Genomic DNA, 22,040 nt, shown 5'->3' on the forward strand with positions numbered 1-22,040 from the left:
GACCGTTCTGTCGAACCGGTTCGCGTGATGGGAAGTTAAGAGGACTCCGCGCGGGTGTCAATGCCCCGCGCACACTTCGTGAAGTCCGTTGTCCAATGTGCGTCGGAGGTATTGCTGGGCCGATTCCGGCGGTGTTAGCTTCCGGCGAACCGGTTCGACAGAGCCGCACGGGACCACCAGATCCCCTCACTCCAGGCCGCACCGTTCCAGGTCCGCCCTGCTCCACAGCCGTCGAACCGGTTCACATCACGTACGGGACGGATCCACCACACGGAGACCTCAGTGCGACGCAGACGCAACAGACGAACAGCCGGCGCGGGTGCCACAGCCGTGGCAGCCCTCGCCGCCCTCCTCGCCGTGCCCACGGCCGGCACGGCCCGCGCCGCGGAACCGGAACAACTCACCATCGACCTCGCCACCGACACGGGCGCCTTCCACGGCGGCGCCTCCGGATCGCTCTACGGCGTCTACGGCGACGGCGTGCCCAGCCGCAACGTCCTCGAGGGCATGCACGTCCGCACAGTGTCGACCAAGGCACAGGACGGGCCCCAGCACCCGGGCGCGGACGCCCTGGAGATGCTGCCGCCGTTCGTGGACTCCGGCGGCAAGGACGTCTACATCTACATGACCGACATCTACCGCGGCTTCCCGTACCAGTGGCCGGGGGCCGACGGTCCGGCGCGGCTCGCCGACTTCAAGGAGAAGATCAAGAAGCAGGTCCAGCAGGTCCTGACCATGGACGACTACAAGGACCACGTCGTCTACGTCCCCTTCAACGAACCCGAAGGGAACATGTTCGGCACCGGCGAGTGGAGCTACGACAAGGTCTCCTGGCTGAACGACCCGAAGGAGTACTTCGCGGCCTGGAAGGAGGTCTACCACCTCATCAAGGGCCTCGACCCGGACGCCCGCATCGCCGGCCCCAACACCAGCATCCTCTACGACCAGGTCAAGGGCTTCCTCCAGTACGCCAAGGCCAACGACGTGGTCCCGGACGTGATGACCTGGCACGAGCTGTCGTCGCCCGCCGCGGTCCGCACGAACGTGGCGAAGTACCGGCAGATGGAGAAGGACGTCGGTGTCGGCCCGCTGCCGATCAACGTCAACGAGTACGGCCACAACTACCACCTCTCCGTCCCCGGCCAGGTCGTCCAATGGGTCTCCGCGATCGAGGAATCCAAGATCGACGCCGACCTGGCGTACTGGAACATCGACGGCAACCTCAACGACTCGGCCGTCGAGGCCAACAAGGGCAACGGCCAGTGGTGGCTGTTCAACGCCTACGGGCAGATGTCCGGCCACACGGTGCAGGTGACCGCCCCTCACCCCAACCAGCAGTACACGCTCCAGGGTGTCGCCACCCTCGACAAGGACAAGAGGCAGTCCCGGGCGATCTTCGGCGGCAAGAGCGGTGACGCGGACGTCGTCTTCAAGAACATCGATCGCAAGCTGTTCGGCAGGACCGTGCACGCCACCGTCCAGGAGATCCCGTGGACCGGGCAGGTCGGCGACTCGGCCCAGCCGCTGCGACTGGCCGACCGGGAACTCGTGGTCGGCACGGACGGTGCCGTGACTCTGCCGATGGCCGGCATGAACGAGATGTCGGCGTACCAGGTCATCCTCTCCCCCGGCGGGAAGGGCGGCACGCAGGCCGAACCCTCCGCCGGCTGGCGCAAGACCTACGAGGCGGAGAACGCCTCCTACACCGGCGGCGGTTACTCGAAGAACGGCCCCGAGGGAACGCCCTCCAACGTGGGCGGTTTCGCGACCTCCGGCGCGTACAACGTCGGCGGTCTGCGCACCGGCTCCGACGGTGTCCTCGCCTTCGACGTGGAAGTGCCGCAGGACGGTACGTACGACCTGAGCGTGTTCGCCAACTCCTACAACCTGTACGACCTGGTGAAGGAGCAGGGGCCCACCAACGTCTTCCTGCGTGTCGACGGCGAGGACCCGCAGGAACTGCGGCTGCCGCTCGGCTACAAGTGGGTGGTCTGGGGGCACACCGACACCACGGTGAAGCTCACCGCGGGCAAGCACCGGATCACGCTCGCCGCGAAGGACCCTGATCTGGGTGTCACCAAGGGCGACGCCATCATCGACAAGGTCGACCTCGCGCTGCGGGACAAGAACGTGACCGCTCCTGCGGTCTACGAGGCCGAGTACGCCACACTCTCCGGAACCCGGCCCAGCTACACGCGCCCCGGTGCCTCGGGCCCCGGCGCGGTGCCGCTGGCCAAGGGCGACACCGCCACCTTCTGGGTCCACTCCCCCACCGACGGTGAATCGACCGTGTCCGTCGACCACTTGGGCGGCGGCAGGGCGAACCTCTCCCTCAACGGCGAGAAGCTCGACGTCCCCAAGGTCGGAGGGGACAAGAAGGGCACCGACCGGGTCCGGATGTTCCTGTCCGGCGGCATCAACAAAATCACCGTCACCGGTGCCTCGGGCCAACTGACCCTCGACCGGCTCCGGGTCGCCCCGTCCAGCGGCACCCTGCCGACCAAGGTGTACCAGGCGGAGGAAGGCACCCTTACAGGCGCCGCCAAAGTGACCGACGCCTACACCTTCGCCTCCGGAGGCAAGGCGGTCACGGCAGTCGGCGACGGCAAAGCCAACGCCCTCACCGTCGACGTCGACGCCAAGCGGGCGGGACGGCATGCCGTGACCATCCGCTACTCCAACGCCGAACAGGCGCCCGCCACCCACTACAACCCCGACCCGATCGCCCGCCACACCGACCTCTCCGTCAACGGCGGACCGGCCCGCAGGGTGCTCTTCCCGACCACCTTCCACTTCAACAACTTCTGGGAGCTGACCGTCCCGGTAACGCTGAAGAAGGGCACGAACCGGCTCACGTTCACGGCGGAGGAGCTGCCCGACTTCAACGGCGACACCTACAACCAGTACGACCAGCGTTCCCCGTACGCGCCGGTCATCGACAGGATCCGCGTCACCCCGCTCGCAGAGAAGTAGCCCGGCGACGGCCCGGGCCGCCGGTGGCCCGGGCCCCTCCTTCGCCCGGGCCACGGACGGCCCGGGAACACCCCCGAGACCCGGGAGAGCCGCTCATGCACCTGCGTTCACCACGCCTGCTGACCAGAACCGCCGTCCTCCTTGCGACCGTTGCCGCGAGCCTGCTGCCCGCCACCACCGCGCACGCCGCCGACACCAGCGTCACGGTGGACTTCGCCACCGCAGGCGGCGCCCCCGCCCACCGTGCCTCCGGAATCATCTACGGGATGAGCCCGGACGGCTCGCTCCCCCAGGACCACTTCTTCAAGGACATCAAGTGGCACTACATGCGAGCCGGTGGTGCCCAGCTCGACAACGGCGGCTACGCCACCAGCCTCGCCGCCTACCAGACCCGCTGGAACGCCACCCTGGCCCAGTACAAACGCACCGTCGCCCTCGGCGGCACGTTCGTCCTGCTCCCCCACGACCTGTGGGGCGCCGACGGCACCACCAGCCAGGGCTGGCCCGGTGACAACGGTGACTGGACCAAGTTCGACAACTTCGTCACCCAACTCATCAGCGACGTACGCGCCAACAACATGACCGTCCAGTGGGACCTGTGGAACGAACCCGACCTCAGCATCTTCTGGGGCGCCCCGCAGAGCCAGTACCTGCAGATGTGGTCACGGTTCCACGCCCGAGTGCGGGCCGCATTCCCCAACCAGCTCATCGTCGGCCCCAGCACCGCGAGGCAGCCGAACTCCTCCAACGGTTGGTGGACGACCTTCCTCACCCACGCGAGGACCAACAACGTCGCCCCGGACATCTGGAGTTGGCACGACCTGCCGGGCGACCCGGTCGCCGACGTCGGCCGAGCCGACTCGACCCTCGCCGCGGCCGGGTTGACCAACACCCGCCCCTACCAGATCAACGAGTACGCCCCTCTCGACATGCAGCACCCGGGCGGAGGCGCCTGGTACATCGGCCGCCTGGAACGAGCCGGAGCCGACGGACTGCGCGCCAACTGGGCATCGGGCCGCAACCTGCACGACTACGCGGCCAACCTCCTGACCAGGAACAGCGCCGGCCAGTACGTGCCGCTCGGCGAGTGGTTCATGTACCGCTACTACGGCTCCCAGACGGGCAGCATCGTCAACCTGGTCCCGGGCACCGGCACCGACGGCCTGGCCACCAAGGACAACTCGGCCAGGAACGCCAAGCTGCTGCTCGGCAGCAACGGCAACACCGGCACGGTCACGGTCAACCTCACCGGGCTCAACACCACTTCGGTGGTGGAGAACAGTCGAGTGCGCGTGGTCGTCCAGCGCGTCCCGTACAACAACGGGACGGCGGTGTCGGGTCCGGAGACCGTCACCGATACCGCCCTTTCAGTGAACGGGAACTCCGCCTCACTGTCCATCCCCTGGTCGAACGCCAAGGATGGCTACACCGTCACCTTGCTGCCGCCGTCCAACACCACCGTGTCCACGGTCGCCGTCAGCCAGAACAGTGGCCAGTGCCTGGACGACACCGACCTCAGCACCGCCAACGGCACCCAGTACCAGCAGTACTACTGCGAGGGCGGCTACCAGCAGATGCTCGACCTCAAGCCGGTCGCCGGCCGGCCGAACACCTACGCCGTCGTCAACGAGCACAGCGGCAAGTGCCTGGACGTCGCTGCCGCCTCCACGGCCGACGGCGCCGCGATCACCCAGTACACGTGCAACGGCCAGACCAACCAGATGTTCACCCTCAATCCGGTCAGCGCGCTCGGCAACAGCCACGACTACCAACTCGTCGCCGCGCACAGCGGCAAGTGCGTCGACGTCTCCAACGTCTCCACCCAGCCACGGGCCCTGATCCACCAGTGGACCTGCGACCCCGCGAGCGCCCTCGGCACCAAGAAGAACCAGATCTGGCGACTCCACGGCAAAGCCTGAGACTTCGCCTGCCCCTGCTCACCGACGCACCCGGTGAGCAGACGGCAGGCATCGGGCATCTCGCCGCCGCTGCTCGGATCCAGATGGATCCCCGACGGCAACGCCGCAGACGGGCGTACCCACTGATCTCTTCGGAGTGTTGTCGGGGGTGAGGTGTGCTGATCCCTGCTCAGGCCGGTGTTGTGCGGTACGCACAGGGTGCCGGACCGACCGCCGAGCGGCGGCGGTTGCGCAAGCGGATTCGGTACGAGGCGAGCGAGCGGTTCGCCCGCGTGGGAGATCCGCGGTGATCGCGAAGGATCTGCGGGTCAGTGAGCGTTCGCTGGAACGCCTCCGGCGTGCCTGACGGGAGGCCAGAGAGATGCTCTCGCCTCCACGGATCCGCCGAGACTTCCGAAACTGTGCGACGGTCAGTTCGCCGAGCTGGAGAAAGAGCTCCGGCCGCCCTCACCCAATTATGTAACGTCGGGGACGTGGTGGAACACCGGATGCCCCTCAACGACCGTACTGCCCCGCCTTTGTGGGCTACGCAAAGTTTTCGGTGGCTTGCCGCGAAGGTGACCGCAGGCACTCATTGCGGATTGCTCGGTGGAACCGAGCGGTGGATGGCAGGGCCGCGCCGCTGCCAGGGGCCTACCGCACCGCCCGCTCTCATGTCTGACCCACCCCCTCAGCGCCAACGGCTGTACCAGTACCGAGACCGCCGGTTCATACACTGACAAGGGTGGAGGACCATACGACCATCAGGAGCGAGGCACGTCCGGCGCCCGCCTTGCGGCGGTACGTCAGCTCGTATGTCGGTTTCGACCTTCGCGGGTTCCCGGCGGGGGTGCACTGCGGTCCGCCGGGCCACGTGCTCACTGCGGTGATCACCCTGTCCGGCCCTTTGGAGGTGGCGGCGGGCGTTGACGACGGGTCACCGGTCACCCGATTCAGCAGCGTGGCCGGCGGTCTGATGTGCCGGTCCGTCGCGATCCACCACGACGGACGCCAGCAAGGCGTGCAGGTGTCGCTGACACCGCTCGGGGCTCGGGCCGTCTACGGCATGCCCGCCGCCGAGCTCGCCCACCGGCTGGTCCCACTTGACGAGCTTCTCGGTGCGCTTGGCATCGAGCTGGTCGACCGGCTCCGCGCGGTGACGACCTGGGCCGCGCGGTTCGCCGTGCTGGACGAGTTGCTCCTGCGAGCCGTCGGCCGCGGCGCCGGCGTCGACCGCATGCCCCGGGTGCGCCCCGAGGTGGCCGAGGCCTGGCGCCGCCTCGTCGCCGCGCGGGGCCGCGTCCAGGTTGGGGCGGTGGCCGCAGAACTGGGCTGGAGCCGTCGGTACCTCACCGAGCGGTTTCGCGGTGAGGTGGGCCTGTCGCCGAAGACCTTCGCCCGAGTTCTGCGCTTCGAGCACGCGCACGAACTGGCGACGGCGCACGACCCGCTCCCGTGGGCCGATGTGGCGACCGTCTCCGGCTACGCCGACCAGGCCCATCTCGTTCGGGACTGGCGCGAGTTCACGGGCCGATCACCGACGGTCTGGCGTCGCGGCGAAGTCCTTCTCGGGACCGGGTAGTCGCCGCCCGGCTGTCCGTCGCGTCGGCTTCCGTTCCCTTTCCTTCAAGACCACCCGGTCGCTGTCCTGTGACGATCGTCGGCATGAGACTCGTCAACCACGAACGCAACGCCATCGACCTGCGGACCACCCCCGTGCACCTCGGGCTGGGATCGAGAGCGAACCCCGTCGAGGGCTTCGCCTGGGACCCGGAGGTGCTCCAGGCCTACAGCGACGCGGTCGCGGCGGACGGCGTCGAGGGCCGGATGGTGACGATCTTCGATGGCGACGGCCTCGGCGACCATTGGGAGCGCCACCCCGCCGGCGACGAACTGGTCGTCTGCCTCAGCGGGTCGGTGACGGTCACCCGCGACGTGGACGGGGTGCCCGACCGCGTTGTGCTCGGGCCGGGCGAAGCCACAGTCAACCCGGCCGGGGCATGGCACGCGGTCGACATGGCGGGGCCGGCGTCCATCCTGACCATCACCGCCGGCCTCGGCACCGACCACCGTCCCCGGACCGACACCCGCCCGACCGAGCACGTCGGCACGTCCGGCCCCCAAGCACCGTGACGACACGCGTCGCGTGCCTCGGCGACAGCCTCACCCGCGCACAGCTCAGCGTCGACTACCTGGACCTTCTCGAACGACGCCACCCTCCCGGCGATGTACGGCTCGCCCGCTTCGGCGCCAACGGCGACTTCGCCTACAACCTCTCGCGGCGCCTCGATGCCGTCGTCGCGGACCCACCCGACGTGATCACCGTGTTGATCGGGACCAACGACGCCCGAGCGAGCCTCGCCGGCTACCCCATCGAGCGGGCCATGAAGCGCAAACAACTCCCCGAGCGCCCATCGGCCGGCTGGTTCCAGCAGTGCCTGGGAACCATCGTCGAACGGCTGCGAACGGAGACCGGCGCAACGATCGGTCTGCTGTCGCTCCCGGTCCTCGGCCAACAACTCGACGGAGCAGCGGCGCAGGCATCGCAGGCGTACAGCCGGATGATCGCCGAGATTGCCACCACCAACGCGGCGACCTACCTTCCGCTCCACGAACGCCAGATCGAGGAACTACGCCAAGCGGACCCGCCCCCGATCCCGTACCGGGAGCTGACGCCCGTGGCGGGCGCCAGCGTCCTCGCCCGGCACGTCGTGCTGCGCCGCAGCCTCGACACGATCTCGCGGCGCCGAGGTCTTGTGCTCACGACCGACCACATCCACCAGAACAGCCGCGGCGCCGCCCTTGTCGCCGAGGTCATCGACACCTTTCTGCCGGCCCGGAGCACGTAGCCGGTTCCGGCGGCGGCCCCTTTCCTGCGTATTCGGTTCCCACCCCTACCGGGGGGGCGACGACGACCGCACCATCTCGAACGCTCTCGGCTACCACGACAAAACCACTACCCGCCTGCTCAACGAGACCGGCGGGACCTGGAGCCGATACGCCGCTGGGGATCGCTCAAGACCACCGGCAGGTTGGGTTCCACGGGGAACTGGCGACAGTTGATTACGAGAGTCCACCAGTAGGCACAGTCCAAGTACTTCAACACCCGGCAGTTGAACCGGCCCGCTCTCGCCGCCGAAGTCCGCTACCGCTACGAACAACACCACAGCGCCTCAATCAGCGAACTCGCCCGGCAACTGCACTTTCCCGCGGAGTCATCCGGGACCTCCTGATCGAGGCAGGTGCTTCCCTGCGCCCCCCGATCCGTCAAAGCCGCCTCAGCCCACAGGAGAGAGATCGCCACAATCATCGACGCCTACTCGAACGGCGCCACCACCCCTCAGCCGGCCAAGCGTTTCAACATCAGCGCCACCCACGTCACCCGTCTGCTTGACGCAGCGGGCATCACCATCCGCAGTCGAACGGGCCGATGACACAGAACAACCCGCAATCGCCTATCCGCGCGATCTCTTAGGAGCGGGATCTGCCGCACCCGCGATTTCCGCGACCTGCAGGATCCAGGGGATCTACCGCAGCGCCAGCGCGTCAAGCAGCTGCGCGAGCGCGCCAGCGACCTGCGCCGCGAAGCCCTCGAACTGATGGGGATCGCCCGGAAGATCGAGCAGCAGATGGAGGGTCGCCGACAGCGACGACGACCTGCAACCCCTGCCCTGACGGCGGGGGTCAAGGTCGTGGGCGGCTGCGGGGCCGTCCCGTAGAACACCGCCCGCAAGCCCCTGATGGTCTCCTGCACCGCCGCCTCGCTCTGGTCCTCCAGGCACGCATCCATCAACTTCTGTGCGGCCGCCGCGAGGTCCGGATCGGGCACCATGCCCAGCGGCAGACCGACCGCGGCGGCCCGGGCAGCATGTGGGGCGAGCGCGGCGACTTCCTCGACGCTGCGCTGCTGCCACAGGTCGATGCCCCGGGCCGACGGGGCCAGCGGAACACCGCGCACTCCCAGCTGCCGCCGTGGGCACGCCAGTCAGAGAGCCTCTTCTGCCGGGTCGGCACGGCCCGGCCCGCCCGGCAGGCAGACCGCTGTACAGCCGCCCTCGTACTCGTTGCGCCCGCCCACCTCGCGGTCGTACAGGGCGTAGGTCCAGGATCCGCGACTCCGTTGGCAACAAAGGGAGTTCGTCGGCAGTGGCTTGGCACATCCGCGCTTCTGTTGGCAATGGATCTCGTGACCTGCGCATTCGCCAGTCACGGCGGCTGCGACAGCAGGTTCCGTTGAGATTGCGCAGCGGATGGGCACGTCCGGGTTTGGATGGGCACGATCACGCTTCGGGCAGCGAGCTGGATCACGGGAGCGTGATGAGGGCGATGCTTTCTGCCTGTGCGATGGCCAGCCGGGTGCCGTCGGGGTGGAGGGCGGCCACGGGAGAGGGGATGTGGGTGACGCCGAAGCATGTGGCCTTGACGGGTACGCCGACCTCGGGCCATTCCGCAACGAGGCGCCCGGTAGCCGTGTCGAGCAGTCGCGGGTGGCCGAGGAGTGAGATCACGTGATCGCCGCGGGGCAGGAGCAGGACACCCGGCTCGGCATCGGCGATCAGGTTGCGGTGGAGCCACCGTCCCTCGGACACCGACCACACACCGAGGTGGCGAGCCGGAAGCGTGGAATCCTCTTCGCCGCTTCGCCCTTCGCCCCCCGTCGCCAGTACCAGCCGATCGCCGTCGAGCCAGCAGCCCGCTGTCACCTCGCCGTTCATGACCGCCTCTGTCGGCAGCAGACCCTCGCCGTCCAGAGTTGCGGGGTCGGTGAGCGCGAGCGCCGTGTCGTAGACCATGGCGACCCCGAAGGGATGCCAAAACCATCCGACCGCGAGCAGGTACCGGCCGTCCGGGCTCAGGCTGAGCCTGGAGTGGAAGACGTCCCTCGGCTCACGCGTGCCGGCGGTCAGCCGCTCGCCACTCGCCGCATCCTCGATCTCGAGCATGTTGTACTCGTCGGGGCAGTGCACGACGACCTCGCGCCCGTCACCCAATGCGCCCAGGGCGAGCGGGTAGTCGTAGTTCTCCGCCTGGTAGTCGCTGCGGTTCAGCTCCCGCACGACCCGTTCTCGTTCGAGCAACACCCCCTCGATGCCACGTTCCTGGTACACCGCGGAGTACGGCCCTGAGACCGAGGTGATCCCGGCGTCGAACGGAAAGCTCCACGCGGAGGCCACCGTCCGCTCCACCCCGTCGCGGCCCCAGCGCCGACCGCATCCGGAGACCAGTTCGTCGCCTTGCCATACCAGCGCTTTCGGCTCAGCCTCTACCGGTATCGACTCCACGGTCATGGACGACCACCCCATTCCAAGAACCCTGGACAGGCCCCTCGCCAGGAATTTACGGGACTCCCGCGGCGGGACAGCGGCCGGGGCCACACGGATGGCTCACTTGCAAAGTGTCGCTGCTGTCGCTGCTGTCGCTGCTGTCGAGGACATGCTCATGGTCCGAGTGACAGGTCACGGACAGAGAGCCGTGAACTGGCCACGCCATCACGGGAATTACCCCAGTGGGCCGGATGGGGTTCGCCTTGAGAGTCGTCCGGCCGAGTCGGGTGACAACAGGTCGGTGGTTGCGGTTCAGATCGACTTGAGGACCCGGACCCGATCGGCGATGGCACGCCGCGCGACGTCGGAGTCGAAGGCGATGGAGTCGAACTCGTGCGGGGCGCCGGGGTGGAGGTGGAACTCCACCGGCACGCCGGCGCGGCTGAGCTTGGTCGCGTAGGCGGTGTCCTCGTCGCGGAAGACGTCGAGCTGGCCGACCTCTATGTAGGCCGGAGGCAGGCCGGTCGCGTCCCCGAGCCGGGCCGGGGCCGCCGTGGCCGGGACGTCGGGCCCGCCTGCGGCCTCGCCGAGCAGGGCCGGCCATGCGGTGAGGCTGTCGTCGTAGGACCACAGCGCGTAGGACGCGATGTGCGGATCGGGGGTGGTGGTGCGGTCGTCGAGCATCGGCATGAGCAGGATCTGCCGGGCGATCCGCGGGCCGCCGCGCTCGCGGGCGAGGATCGTCAGTGCCGCGGCCATACCGCCTCCGGCGCTGTCGCCCATCACGCCGATGCGGTTGGCGTCGACGCCGAGTTCGGCTGCGTGCTCGTGCAGCCAGCGCAGTGCGGTGTAGGCGTCTTCGAGCGGAGTCGGGAAGGGGTGCTCGGGGGCGCGGCGGTACTCGACCGACAGCATCGGCACGCCGCTGGAGGACACGTAGCGGGAGACCGGGCCGTCGAACAGGTCGATGTGCCCGAAGATGTATCCGCCGCCGTGGAAGAACAGCACGGCCGGGCCGGGCTTGGCGCCGTCCTTGACGTACCAGCGCATTCTGATGTGTGTGCCGTCGTCGGCGGTCGTGTGGTGCTCGCTGGTCTTCACGTCGGCCGGGATCGGTTGGGCCGTTCCCGCAGCGCCGATGATGGGCTCCCACATGGCGCGCCGCGCCGGGATGTCCCCCACTGCCGGTGGTGTGGCGTCCGCCATCGCGCCGGCCATCGGGGCCAGCGCCTCGGCGATTTCGGGATCCAGACTGAGTGCCATGGCCTGTTCCTTTCGGTGGAGGATCGGCGTCAGGCAACAGGCGGGACGACGATGACCTTGCCGTGCACCGCGCCTTCGGCGGCCCGGGCGTGGAGCGCCGAGAGCTCGGCCAGCGGCACCCGCTCGGCAACGTCGACGCGCAGCTCCCCGCGGTCGATCAGCGCTACGAGCCGCGACAGCTGGTTGGCGTCGCTGCGGACGAACAGGTCGATGCCGCGTACGCCGCGCTCCTCGTCGGTGGGCGCGGGCATCCACACCGTCGTGTTCACCACGACGCCGCCCGGACGGACCAGCGTGACGAGCGCGGCCAGCTCGGCCGGGTCGACCGGTGCGAGGTTGAGCACGACGTCGACCGGCTCGGTCACCGCCGCGGTCACCCCGGTGGTGGTGTGGTCGATGATCTCGTCGGCGCCGGCCGACTCGACCGCCTCGCGGCTGCGCGGGCCGACCGTGGCGATCACATGGGCATCGGCTCCCTTGGCCAGTTGCACGGCGTAGCCGCCGACCGCTCCACCGGCGCCGTTGATCAGCACGCGTTGCCCGGCCGTCAGCTTGGCGTGGTCGAACAGCGCCTGCCACGCGGTGAGGCCCACGATCGGCAGGGCGGCGGCGTCGGGCAGGGGGACGCTCTTGGGAGCCGGCGTCAGGACCTCGGCCGGCGCGAGGACGTACTCCGCGGCAGCACCGTTCCCGTCCATCGGCAGGAAGCCGATGACGTCGTCGCCGACCGCTATGCCGTCCACGCCCTCGCCCAGCGCGTCGACCGTGCCGGCGACGTCGATGCCGGGAGTGTGCGGCAGCACCACCGGGATGGGGCCACGCATGAAGCCGCCGCGGATGTTGCCGTCGACGGGGTTGAACGACGTCGCCGCGACGCGGATCCGGACCTCACCGGCCCCGGGGACGGGCTGCTCCACGTCCTCGTAGCGCAGGACGCCGGGGTCGCCGTACTCGTGGAAACGTACTGCCTTCATTTCGGTTCTCACCTTCACTGCGATCCGATGTACTTCGAATTCGAAGCACCTGCCGATGACACTACCTCTGCTTCGAATTCGAAGCAAGTGCTGTCGGTCACTGCCGGTGCGAGCGCATCGCCTCGGCGAGTTCGGCGGCGGCCTGGTCGATGCAGGCGCGCAGCCGCGTCGCACGCTGCGAGCCGTGGCCCGCCAGTCGGTGGGGCCCGCGACGACGACCGTGGGCACGGGGTCGGCATGCACGTCGGTCAGGCGCCCGCGCATCACCTGCGCGAAGTCGGGTGGCTGCCGGCGAGAGCCGCTGTCGAGCGCCGGCAGCACCGGCATGCCCCACAGGTCCGATGAGGCTGGTACGGCGGCACGCCACACTCTTCGAATTCGAAGCAGTAAACTCCGGTCATGCCTGATTCACCGCCGTCGCTCGACCCCGTGCAGCTCGGTGCCTACTTCGACCTCGTCGAGGTGACCAGCCTGCTCCGGCATGCGGTCGAGCAGCAGCTGCGCGAGACCGGCGATCTCAGCTATGTGCAGTTCCAACTGCTGGCCCGCCTCGGAGACTCGCCGACGGGCAGCCATCGCATGACCGACCTGGCCGACGGCGTCGTCTACAGCCGCAGTGGCCTGACCTACCAGGTAGGTCTGCTCGAAAAGGAGGGCCTGGCCGTCCGCGCTCCCTCGCCCGACGACGAGCGGAGCATCACCGTCACCATCACCGATGCCGGGCGCGAGCTGCTTGCGAAGGTGCTGCCGGGTCACGTCGAGGTGGTCAGCGGCCTCCTGTTCGAGCCGCTTTCGCGCGACGACGCCAAGACTCTCGCAGGCCTGCTGGCCCCGGTGCGCGACCACATGCGCTCGACGCCACCTCGCTCGGCCGCGCCTCGCCGCCGCAAAGGTGGAGCATAAGGACTCGACGCGCGTCGGAGCCCCGAGGACCGCAGCGGATCAGAACGAGTGCGATCAGCCGGGCGACAGGCTCGATCCACCGGCCGACGAACCATCGGCGAGGAGACGAGAACCCACGGACGCGCGGTGACCTTCACAGTCTTCGAAGACGCCGACCGGTGGGGCAGTACCTCGCCGAGGCCGGGATGCCGCAGGTCGCGGCCGTCGACGTCGACGAGACGCGACACCACGTCTTCGGCCGGGACTGGCGACGGCAATCAGTGGAGCAGTTGGTGCAACACCGGGCTCGCGCAGCACTCACGCCCGTAGCGACACGGCACGCAACCGCCTCCGCGAGTGGCCCGGGCGACCGGTTGCCGCGCGCCACGTTCGAGGACGGCGTGCTCAAGGCACTGCGCACCTGGCACACCCCGCGCGAATTCGCGACCAGCGTGCTGCTGCACTCCCCTCTCGTTCCGCCGGGTTCCCCCGACCCGGTCGCGGACCTGCGCGGCGCCATCATCACCGCCCTCGACGCGCTGCAGATCTACCCCGCGGGCGTCAAGGCGCACGAGGCTCTCACCGCCACCTGCATTGCGGCCTCGCCCACCCACAAGGCCGCCGCCCGACAGCTGGGGGTGCCCTACGGCACCTACCGGCGTCACCTCGCCCTGGCCAAAGAACGCCTCATCGAACACCTGCTGCGACGACCAGCCACGACATCCACACCGGCCCCACCACACTCTTTGCCGCAGGACTGAGATCTCTGCGGAACCGCTGGGCAAGTTGGCCTCGGCGGTCACCAGCACGTCGATCACGCTGGTCAGCTCCGACTTTCGAGATCCCCGTCAGCGTCAGGCACTGAACGCCTGCATCGCCAAGTGCTCCTCGATTACAGCGACTTCGCTCTCCCCGGACCGGGAGAAGTGCGGAACGTACGCCCGACGAAGACGCACTGATCCGCAATCCTGCAACCCCACACGGCTGTTCAGTCTCCCTCGCGCCCCAGTACGTACAGGTGCGGCAGGTTGACCACGATCGCCTCCTGGGTGCTGCGCGCGATGACGACCACCGCCTCCTCGGCGGGATCGGGGTTCTCCTCGCGGTGCGGGACGAACGGGGGGACGAAGATGTAGTCGCCCGGGGAGGTGCGCAGCCGTACCTCTTCGGGCTGTGGGCCCGAGTCGTCGAGGAAGACGAACTCGGGGTGTCCGCTGACGACATGGATGGCTGTCTCGGACTCACCGTGGTGGTGGTCGGAGGACGAGGTGGAGGGGGCGACGTGGGTCTGGCCCATCCACAGCTTCTCGGAGCCGACCGTGTTGCCGCTGATGGCGGCGAAGCGGCGCATCCCGCCGGTCTGGGCGGTGTCGCCGTCGAGCGCGTCGGCGCGGATGTGGTGCAGCCGGGTGCGCAGGGGCGTTGCCTCATGCCCCGCGGTGTCGTGCAGGTGAGGGTGGAATCCTTCGCCGGGGGTCGTCAACGGCTCGCTCATGGGTCGGACGTTAGAGCTGTCCGGAAAAAGATGTCAAGAGGTGTCCATTGCGCTTCACCTGCGGCAATGTTCCCGCAATGGAAGGGGAGAAGTAGTGGACGCCGTCGCTGCCGCTGTCCCGTCGGGCATCATGTGCGCATGCATATCTCCGCGAAGGCGGACTACGCCACGCGGGCCCTCCTGGAGCTCGCCCGCGAACCTGCCCGCCCCCTCACGTGCGAGGCCATCGCCTCCTCGCAGCAGATCCCGTTCCGCTTTCTGAAGTCCGTGGTGGGCGAGCTGCGGAAGGCCGGTCTGGTGCGCAGCCAGCGCGGCTGCGAGGGCGGTTACTGGCTCGGCCGGTCCGCCGACGAGATCACGCTCCTGGATGTGGCGCGCGCCGTGGACGGCGAGTTGATCACCCTGCGGGGAGAGTCACTGACCGGGCTCGACTATCCCGGTCCCGCCGCCGGTCTGCCCGGGGTGTGGCGTCGGATCGAAGCGGATGCCGCGGCGATCCTCGGCGGAACCACGCTGACCGCGCTGCTGCCCACCGACGCGGGGAGTCAGTTGAGCCGGAAGGGAGCGGCGTGACCGGCATGGCGGGTGATCCGTCGGTGGAGGTGGTGGAGTACACCGATCCGCTGTGCCCTTGGTCCTGGGGGTCGGAGCCCGTCCTGCGCAGGCTCCGTGCGGCTCTGACCGGCCAGGTCCGCTGGCGCCGCGTGTACTGCATTCTCTTCGACCACGACGACGACCCCGCACCCGACGCGGCGGCGGAGACCGCCTGGTACTCCCGTTACGTCGAGGACATCAGCGGCCACACACACGCGCCCAGGGCGCTGCGACTGAGCCGGGTCGCGGCGAGTTCATGGCCGGCCTCACTCGTCGCCAAGGCCGCCGAACTGCAAGGTCCCGAGGTGGCCGAGCGGGTGCTGCGCCGATTGCGGGAAACCGTTTTCGTCCTCGGCGAACCGGCCGACACACCGGTGCTCGCCCTGTCGGCCGCACGGGGTGTCTTCGGCCTGGATCCCGCCCGGCTGGCATCCGACGCGGCATCAGCCGGCGTACTGGAGCGGGTGCGTGCCGACCACGCCGAGGCACGTCGCCCGGTCCGCGAGTTGTTGTCCGCGCAGGACGGATCCCCGCATCCCGGCGCCGCCAAGGAGACCCCCGACGGCAGGTACCGGTACGCGCTGCCCACGCTGCTCCTCCGTTCGCCCGCAGGTGTTCGAGCGGTGCCCGGCTGGCGGTCGTACGAGGACTACGCCGTCGCGGTCGACACGTTGGCGCCGGGGCTGCTGCCGGACCCTGTGACGCTGGAAGCGGCGCAGGCCCTCGATCGGTACCGGAGCCTGACCGGCCCCGAGCGCGAGCTACTGACACATGGCCCGTGGCCGCCTGCCGGTGCCGTGCGGATCGACACCGGCAACGGCCCGCTCTGGCTGCATCCGGCGGAGGCCGCGACGCACCCGGCCACCGGTCGCAGCGCTCCCGCCGCGCCCTGACAGGCCTCTGATCAGCGGTCAGAGGCCGTCCCGCCCAATGAGACACCAAAAGGTGTCCATTGACAGCCGCTGACGAACGGCCCCAGGATGTGCAGCATGCTTACGACGCACCCCGGTGTGGTGTGCCGCTACGTGGACCTGCGGCGCACGTGCAGCGCTCTCTGTCGCTGACCGACCGCCTCCCACGGCCCACAGGCGCCTGACCGCTCCCGCCGGCACCGGCTTCCCGCCGTACCACCGTCCTGCGTTCGTCATCTCGCGCCCTTTCCTTCGCGCCTCGTCGCCTCCCCTCCTCACGCCTCACGGCTCTCCCCCGCGAAACCGCCGACGCCTCATGCCTTGAGTTCGGCATGCCCCTGTGCGCACCGCTGCGCGCCGGCATGCCTGCCCCGGGATGCGCCGACGACCGACGCGGCGGGGGAACCGCCCTCGTGCACCGGCCCGCCGTCCTGCCACGGACCGGTGCCCTCGAAGAAAGAACTGAGATGTCCGGACGACTCACGCCGCATCACCCCAGGCCCAACCTCCGCTCCGCCCAACGACCCGAGCGGCTGCGCGCCGCGGCCCTGGGAACCGTCCTCGTCACCCTGCTCGCCCCCGCCCTCAGCGCCTGCGGCGGCGACGCCGCCTCCGCGGGCGGCAGCTCCACCCTGAAGTGGACCTCCTCCTACTTCCCCACCCACTGGGACCCGGTGGTCGGCGGCAGCGGTGCCCAGTTCCGCGAACTCGCCCTGGTGTACGCCTCGTTGACCCGCACCGACGAGTCCGGCAAGGCCGTCCCGGACCTGGCCAAGAGCTGGGAGTACAACGCCAAGGGTGACGAGATCACCTTCCACCTGCGGTCCGGCCTGAAGTTCAGCGACGGCGAACCGGTCGACGCGACCGCGGTGAAGGCGGCCATCGAACGCGCGAAGAAGCAGAAGAACTCGGCGCTCTTCGGCGACCTGACCTCCATCAAGTCCGTGGACGCCAAGGGGCTGGACGCGGTCGTCCATCTCAGCCAGGTCGACTACCAGATCCCGCAGCTGTTCGGTCAGCGCGTGCTCCAGATCGCCAGCCCCAAGGCGGCCAAGTCCCCGGAGAAGCTGGACCAGAACCCGGTCGGCGCGGGCCCGTTCACCGTCACGCAGATCGTGCCGGGCACCAAGGCGGTCCTGAAGAAGAACCCCGACTACTGGGACGCCGAGAACATCCACATCGACAACGTCGAACTGACCTCGGCCCCCGACTCCTCCACCGTCGTCTCCGGCCTGCAGACCGGTGTCTACAACTTCGCCGACATCGACCCCAGCCAGGCGGGAGCCGCCAAGAAGGCCGGGCTCGACGTCTTCGTCCAGCCAGGCTTCAACGCCTCCAACCTCAGTCTGAACGTCAACAAGGCACCGTTCGACAACGACAAGGTCGTCGACGCGGTCCGCCACGCGATCAACCGCCAGGAGTTCGTCGACAAGCTGACCTTCGGCTACGGCTCGGTGACCAACCAGCCGTTCCCCAAGGGGTACGTGGCCTACGACCCGGAGTCGGAGAACAGCTACCCCTACGACCCGGCGAAGTCGAAGAAGCTCCTCACCGAGGCGGGATACAAGCCGGGCAAGCTCAAGCTGAACCTGGTGATCCCGGCGGAGGACCCGCAGGCGGAGATCGTCCAGTCCCAGCTGGCGAAGGTCGGCATCACCGTCACCATCAAGATCGACAAGAACTGGGCGACACCGTTCTTCGCCAAGGACCTCACGTTCTCCCTCTACGGGACGACCGGCCGTGACTCCGCCGCGCAGACCCTCACCGCGCACTTCGGCCCCAACGGCCCGCTCAACCTCAGCTCGCCGTACGAACCGGCGGGCTTCGAGGCGGCCATCGCCAAGGTCCGCCAGACCCCGCTGGACTCGCCGGACTACGCCAAGGTCCTCCAGGCAGCGACCCGGGCCGGCCTGGAAAGCAAGGCGCTGGTCTTCACCTACTCCCAGCCGAACCTCATCGCCAAGAGCAAGTCCATCTCCGAACTGCCCAAGAACCCGGCCCACATCGACTGGACCGGCGTGACCATCGACGGCAACTGACACTCCGTCACCACTGAGAGTCCACCACTGAGAGGGGGCAACCCATGACGACGACGGAGGCTCAGGCCACACCCGACGTCCGTCGCACGGTCGCCGCGGCCAGGACGCGGCACACACTGGGCCGCATCCTGGTCACCCTCGCCCGGTCGATCGCGATCTTCGTGCCCGTCTTCCTGGTCGCGACGTTCGTGACGTTCGCGCTGCGATCGCTGAGCGGGCTCAGCCCGGCGCGGATCCAGCTGGGCGAGGAGGCGACACCAGAGGCCATCGCCCGAGTCGAGGCGCAGTGGGGCCTCGACCGGCCCTTCCTCGTCCAGTACGGGGACTGGTTCAACGGCGTCCTGCACGGACAGCTCGGAGCGAGCTGGACCAACGGCGCCGACATCTCCACACTGATCGGCCTCGGCCTCGGCGTGAGCCTGTCGGTGGCGACCTTCGCCCTGCTCATCGGCGTGGTCGCGGGGTTCGGCCTCGGCACGCTCGCGGCGCTGCGCCGCACCACCTGGATCGACCGCGCCATCACCGGCTTCGTCACGGCGATATCCGTGATGCCGGCCTTCGTCGTCGGCATCGTGCTCGTCGCGGTCTTCGCCGTCGGACTGAACCTGTTCCCCTCCGCCGGATACGTACCGGCGGAGCAGGGGTTCGGTCCGTGGCTGGCCCACATCACCCTGCCCGCCGTCGCGTTGAGCTTCGATGTCGTCGCCGACGTCGCCCGTCAGCTGCGCTCCAGCCTTGTCGCGGCCTACTCCGAGAACTATGTGACCGGCGCCGTGGTACGGGGATTGAGCAAACGCCGGATCTTCTTCGGCCATGTGCTGCGCAACGGTCTCGGCCCCGCGCTCGCCACCCTCGGCCTGAAGTTCCCCTCCCTCGTCGGCGCCTCCGTCGTCACCGAGTGGATCTTCGGCCTCCAGGGGTTCGGCCGGTTCGCGAACGACTCGGCCCAGGCCGGCGACGTACCCGCCGTGCAGGGGGTGCTGGTCGTGTCGATCGTGCTGGTCGTCGTGTTCAACCTGGTCGTCAACCTGGTGCTGGCGCGTGTGACGCCCGCATCCCAGCGGGGAGTGTGAACCATGGTGCGTCGTGTACTCGCCCTGCCGTCCGGCCGGATCGCCGTGGTCATCCTCGTCGGGATCGCCCTTCTGGCCGCTTTCGGTCCGCTGCTCGCTCCCCAGAATCCGCTGGCGACCAGCGACAACACCCTTGCCGGCACCTCGGGCGCCCACTGGCTGGGCACCGACTACCTCGGCCGGGACGTGTTGAGCCGGCTCCTCGACGGCTCCCGGATCAGCGTGCTCGGATCCCTGGAGGTCGCGCTCACGGCGCTGGTGGTCGGCGCGGTGCCCGGCATCCTGTCGGTCTACCTCGGCCGGGCCTTCGAATGGATCACCCTGCGGCTGGCCGACACCCTGGTCGCGTTGCCGTTCCTGCTGTTCGCCGTCGCCGTCATCGCCCTGCTCGGCAACGGCCTCACCCAGGCGATGCTCGTCACCGGAGCGCTGGTCTCCCCCCTGTTCTACCGGGTGTCCCGCGCCGCCACCCTGGCGGTGGCCCGCTCGCAGTACGTGGAGGCCGCTGTCATCTCCGGCGCCTCCATCGGGTGGGTCGTACGCCGCCATGTATGGGTCAAGGTGCTGCCGCCGATCGCGGTCGCGCTCGCGCAGACCATCGGCGTCGGCTTCGTGATCGTGTCGAGCCTCACCTTCCTCGGGATAGGCGTCCAGCCGCCCGCGCCCACCTGGGGCGGTCTGCTCGCCTCCGACCTGGGCTATCTCAACCAGCGGCCCTGGGCGCCGATCGCCCCCGCACTGCTGATCATGATCACCGTCTGGGCCTGCAACCTCCTCGCCGACGCCATCCGCGACGTCTCGGGCGAGGCGGGCCGTGCGCTGGTCAACAACCGCAAGGCCCGCGCCAACCGGCTCGACAAGGCCGACCCCGCTCCCGCCGGAGGTGCGTGATGACGACGCTGTCCGAGAAGCTCCACGTCCAGCCCGGGGAGACCACGCGGGCCCCTTCCGCAGACTTGCCCGCCCCGTCGGCACCCGTGCTGTCGGTACGCGACGTACGCATCAGCGACCGGGCCGGCGACCGCGAGATCGTCCACGGCGTGAGCTTCTCCCTCACCCCCGGCCGGGCCGTCGGCATCGTCGGCGAGTCCGGCAGCGGAAAGACCCTCACCTGCCGTGCCGCGCTGGGCATCCTGCCCGCCCACTTCGAGGTCACCGACGGTTCGATCGAGATCGACGGCCGCGACATCACGCACCTTTCCCAGACCCAGTGGACGGCTCTGCGGGGTGCCACCATCAGCGCCGTCTTCCAGGACCCGGCGTCCTACCTCAACCCCTCGATCCGCGTGGGCGTCCAGGTCGCCGAGGTCATCCGGGTCAAGAAGGGTGTCAGGCGGCGCGAGGCACGCCGGCAGGCGATCGACCTGCTGCGTGCCGTGCATCTGCGGGACCCGGAGCTGGTCTACGGCCAGTACAGCTTCGAGCTGTCCGGCGGCATGCTTCAGCGGGTGCTGATCGCCGCGGCGATCGCCGCAGGCCCCCGGATCCTCATCGCCGACGAGGCCACGACCGCGCTCGACGTCACCGTCCAGGCGGAGATCCTCGACCTGCTGGCCGACCTGCGCGAACAGACAGGGCTCGCCCTCGTGGTGGTCTCCCACGACCTGGCCGTCGTCGCCCAGCTCTGTGACGAGGTCCTCGTCCTGCGCCAGGGCGAAGTGGTCGAACAGGGCCCGACCCGGCAAGTGCTGCACGACCCGCGGCACGAATACACCCGGCTGCTGATCGCCGAGCACGAGCAGTATGGCCTGGAGAAGTTCCTCGTACCGAAGGAGGACGCGTGAGCACCGATCTGTCCCGTCAGCCCGGCTCCGACCCGGTCCTGAGCGTGGAGAACCTGGACGTGCACTACGGGCTGCGCCGACAGCGCCGCCGCGTCCTGCACGGGGTCTCCCTGAACGTCGCGCCGGGCGAGACCGTCGGAATCATCGGCGAGACGGGCTCGGGCAAGTCCACGCTCGCACGGGCCGTGCTCGGACTCGTCCGCGCCTCGGCCGGGTCGATCGTCGTCGGTGGCGAGGACATCAGCGCGTACGGCACCCGCCAGTGGCGCGCCCTGCGTCGCCGGGGCGTGATCCAGTACGTCTTCCAGGACCCTCTGCGCAGTCTCGACCCGGACCTCACGATCGAGGCCTCGCTGGCCGAACCCCTGCTCCTGCAGGGCGTGTCCCGCGAGGAGGCCGCGACCCGGGTGCGGGCCTTCCTCTCCAGGGTCAAGCTCTCCGAGGAACTGCTCGACCGGCTCCCCGGCGAACTCTCCGGAGGACAGCGCCAACGCGTCGCGGTGGCCCGGGCACTGGTGACCGACCCGCGTCTTGTCATCCTCGACGAGCCGGTCAGTGCACTGGACTCCGCCAACCGCGTCCAGATCCTGCAGATCCTCAAGGAACTGCGCGCCGACGGCGTGGCCCTCGTCTTCATCTCCCACGACCTCGGATCCGTCGCCGGGATCGCCGACCGCATCGCGGTGCTGTACCAGGGCGAGCTGGTCGAGGTCGGCACCGCCCGCGACGTCATCGGCGCCCCCCGGCACCCCTACACACGGCTGCTCGTCGGCTCCGCCCCCACTCTGCACACCCCGGCGGCCGACCGGGCCGAACGCGCCGCCCTGCGTGCGCTGTTGCACGCCTGAACCCCGCGCCCGTCTCAGCCCCGCTGAACCATCTCAGCTCCG

At 69.2% G+C, this 22,040-nt stretch carries 18 protein-coding genes and 1 pseudogene; 15 read left to right on the forward strand and 4 right to left on the reverse strand.

The window, feature by feature from the left end:
- The first annotated feature begins 330 nt into the window (after window positions 1-330).
- From JEQ17_RS01325 to JEQ17_RS01345, 6 genes and pseudogenes are all read left to right on the forward strand, one after another.
- Window positions 331-2,973, forward strand: a complete 2,643-nt coding sequence (locus tag JEQ17_RS01325; RefSeq protein WP_200393426.1) for a carbohydrate-binding protein — start codon at window positions 331-333, stop codon at window positions 2,971-2,973.
- A 95-nt stretch (window positions 2,974-3,068) separates the two neighbouring features.
- A complete protein-coding gene (locus tag JEQ17_RS01330) occupies window positions 3,069-4,892 on the forward strand; it encodes an RICIN domain-containing protein (RefSeq protein WP_200393427.1) in 1,824 nt (607 codons plus the stop codon).
- A 182-nt stretch (window positions 4,893-5,074) separates the two neighbouring features.
- Window positions 5,075-5,330 (forward strand): annotated as a pseudogene (locus JEQ17_RS51030) (IS630 family transposase); the annotation flags it as partial.
- Window positions 5,331-5,616: 286 nt separating this feature from the next.
- Window positions 5,617-6,453: an AraC family transcriptional regulator gene (locus tag JEQ17_RS01335; RefSeq protein WP_200393428.1), complete on the forward strand. Its 837-nt coding sequence runs from the start codon at window positions 5,617-5,619 to the stop codon at window positions 6,451-6,453.
- An 83-nt stretch (window positions 6,454-6,536) separates the two neighbouring features.
- Entirely contained in the window at window positions 6,537-7,004 is a 468-nt protein-coding gene (locus tag JEQ17_RS01340; RefSeq protein WP_200393429.1) for a cupin domain-containing protein, read from the forward strand.
- Entirely contained in the window at window positions 7,001-7,720 is a 720-nt protein-coding gene (locus JEQ17_RS01345; protein ID WP_200393430.1) for an SGNH/GDSL hydrolase family protein, read from the forward strand. Before JEQ17_RS01340 ends, JEQ17_RS01345 begins: the two co-directional genes overlap by 4 nt.
- Before the next feature lie 1,455 nt (window positions 7,721-9,175).
- Here JEQ17_RS01345 and JEQ17_RS01350 read toward each other — a convergent pair.
- The 3 genes from JEQ17_RS01350 to JEQ17_RS01360 all read right to left on the reverse strand — a co-directional run bounded on the left by JEQ17_RS01350 (window position 9,176) and on the right by JEQ17_RS01360 (window position 12,372).
- Window positions 9,176-10,159: a WD40 repeat domain-containing protein gene (locus JEQ17_RS01350; RefSeq protein ID WP_234047988.1), complete on the reverse strand. Its 984-nt coding sequence runs from the start codon at window positions 10,157-10,159 to the stop codon at window positions 9,176-9,178.
- 288 nt (window positions 10,160-10,447) lie between these two features.
- A complete protein-coding gene (locus JEQ17_RS01355; RefSeq protein ID WP_200393432.1) occupies window positions 10,448-11,398 on the reverse strand; it encodes an alpha/beta hydrolase in 951 nt (316 codons plus the stop codon).
- A 29-nt stretch (window positions 11,399-11,427) separates the two neighbouring features.
- Window positions 11,428-12,372: an NADP-dependent oxidoreductase gene (locus JEQ17_RS01360; protein WP_200393433.1), complete on the reverse strand. Its 945-nt coding sequence runs from the start codon at window positions 12,370-12,372 to the stop codon at window positions 11,428-11,430.
- A gap of 399 nt (window positions 12,373-12,771) precedes the next feature.
- Here JEQ17_RS01360 and JEQ17_RS01365 point away from each other — a divergent pair, with 399 nt between their 5' ends.
- Together JEQ17_RS01365 and JEQ17_RS01370 are read left to right on the forward strand one after the other, a co-directional pair.
- Window positions 12,772-13,275, forward strand: coding sequence for a MarR family winged helix-turn-helix transcriptional regulator (locus JEQ17_RS01365; protein WP_200393434.1), 504 nt, complete (start codon window positions 12,772-12,774; stop codon window positions 13,273-13,275).
- Between the two features lie 158 nt (window positions 13,276-13,433).
- A complete protein-coding gene (locus JEQ17_RS01370; protein ID WP_200393435.1) occupies window positions 13,434-14,015 on the forward strand; it encodes a hypothetical protein in 582 nt (193 codons plus the stop codon).
- 227 nt (window positions 14,016-14,242) lie between these two features.
- On the opposite strand, the gene JEQ17_RS01375 is transcribed toward JEQ17_RS01370, so the two are convergent.
- Window positions 14,243-14,749 (reverse strand): cupin domain-containing protein, encoded by a 507-nt coding sequence (locus JEQ17_RS01375; RefSeq protein ID WP_200393436.1) that lies wholly within the window; start codon window positions 14,747-14,749, stop codon window positions 14,243-14,245.
- 138 nt (window positions 14,750-14,887) lie between these two features.
- Here JEQ17_RS01375 and JEQ17_RS01380 point away from each other — a divergent pair, with 138 nt between their 5' ends.
- The 7 genes from JEQ17_RS01380 (at window position 14,888) to JEQ17_RS01410 (ending at window position 21,998) form a co-directional block, all read left to right on the forward strand.
- Window positions 14,888-15,322, forward strand: a complete 435-nt coding sequence (locus JEQ17_RS01380; RefSeq protein WP_200393437.1) for an RrF2 family transcriptional regulator — start codon at window positions 14,888-14,890, stop codon at window positions 15,320-15,322.
- 5 nt (window positions 15,323-15,327) lie between these two features.
- On the forward strand, window positions 15,328-16,236 hold the full coding sequence (locus JEQ17_RS01385; RefSeq protein ID WP_200401232.1) for a DsbA family oxidoreductase: 909 nt from the start codon (window positions 15,328-15,330) through the stop codon (window positions 16,234-16,236).
- A 485-nt stretch (window positions 16,237-16,721) separates the two neighbouring features.
- Window positions 16,722-18,293, forward strand: coding sequence for an ABC transporter substrate-binding protein (locus tag JEQ17_RS01390; RefSeq protein ID WP_200393438.1), 1,572 nt, complete (start codon window positions 16,722-16,724; stop codon window positions 18,291-18,293).
- A 44-nt stretch (window positions 18,294-18,337) separates the two neighbouring features.
- Complete coding sequence (locus JEQ17_RS01395; protein WP_200393439.1) at window positions 18,338-19,366, forward strand: ABC transporter permease; 1,029 nt, start codon at window positions 18,338-18,340, stop codon at window positions 19,364-19,366.
- Window positions 19,367-19,369: 3 nt separating this feature from the next.
- Window positions 19,370-20,257: an ABC transporter permease gene (locus JEQ17_RS01400; protein ID WP_200393440.1), complete on the forward strand. Its 888-nt coding sequence runs from the start codon at window positions 19,370-19,372 to the stop codon at window positions 20,255-20,257.
- The gene (locus JEQ17_RS01405) at window positions 20,257-21,150 is read left to right on the forward strand and encodes an ABC transporter ATP-binding protein (protein ID WP_200393441.1); all 894 of its coding nucleotides are present in this window, start codon (window positions 20,257-20,259) and stop codon (window positions 21,148-21,150) included. The genes JEQ17_RS01400 and JEQ17_RS01405 overlap by 1 nt, the downstream gene beginning before the upstream one ends.
- On the forward strand, window positions 21,147-21,998 hold the full coding sequence (locus tag JEQ17_RS01410) for an ABC transporter ATP-binding protein (protein ID WP_200393442.1): 852 nt from the start codon (window positions 21,147-21,149) through the stop codon (window positions 21,996-21,998). The genes JEQ17_RS01405 and JEQ17_RS01410 overlap by 4 nt, the downstream gene beginning before the upstream one ends.
- Window positions 21,999-22,040: the final 42 nt, after the last annotated feature.

Origin of the sequence: Streptomyces liliifuscus, from assembly GCF_016598615.1 — a bacterium.
GTDB classification, from domain to species: Bacteria; Actinomycetota; Actinomycetes; order Streptomycetales; family Streptomycetaceae; genus Streptomyces; species Streptomyces liliifuscus.

Coding starts and splice junctions, on each gene's coding strand:
- JEQ17_RS01330 (WP_200393427.1), top strand. CDS start 3,069: ATGCACCTGCGTTCACCACGCCTGCTGACCAGAACCGCCGTCCTCCTT.
- JEQ17_RS01340 (WP_200393429.1), top strand. CDS start 6,537: ATGAGACTCGTCAACCACGAACGCAACGCCATCGACCTGCGGACCACC.
- JEQ17_RS01350 (WP_234047988.1), bottom strand. CDS start 10,159: ATGACCGTGGAGTCGATACCGGTAGAGGCTGAGCCGAAAGCGCTGGTA.
- JEQ17_RS01355 (WP_200393432.1), bottom strand. CDS start 11,398: ATGGCACTCAGTCTGGATCCCGAAATCGCCGAGGCGCTGGCCCCGATG.
- JEQ17_RS01360 (WP_200393433.1), bottom strand. CDS start 12,372: ATGAAGGCAGTACGTTTCCACGAGTACGGCGACCCCGGCGTCCTGCGC.
- JEQ17_RS01365 (WP_200393434.1), top strand. CDS start 12,772: ATGCCTGATTCACCGCCGTCGCTCGACCCCGTGCAGCTCGGTGCCTAC.
- JEQ17_RS01375 (WP_200393436.1), bottom strand. CDS start 14,749: ATGAGCGAGCCGTTGACGACCCCCGGCGAAGGATTCCACCCTCACCTG.
- JEQ17_RS01380 (WP_200393437.1), top strand. CDS start 14,888: ATGCATATCTCCGCGAAGGCGGACTACGCCACGCGGGCCCTCCTGGAG.
- JEQ17_RS01385 (WP_200401232.1), top strand. CDS start 15,328: ATGGCGGGTGATCCGTCGGTGGAGGTGGTGGAGTACACCGATCCGCTG.
- JEQ17_RS01390 (WP_200393438.1), top strand. CDS start 16,722: ATGTCCGGACGACTCACGCCGCATCACCCCAGGCCCAACCTCCGCTCC.
- JEQ17_RS01395 (WP_200393439.1), top strand. CDS start 18,338: ATGACGACGACGGAGGCTCAGGCCACACCCGACGTCCGTCGCACGGTC.
- JEQ17_RS01400 (WP_200393440.1), top strand. CDS start 19,370: ATGGTGCGTCGTGTACTCGCCCTGCCGTCCGGCCGGATCGCCGTGGTC.
- JEQ17_RS01405 (WP_200393441.1), top strand. CDS start 20,257: ATGACGACGCTGTCCGAGAAGCTCCACGTCCAGCCCGGGGAGACCACG.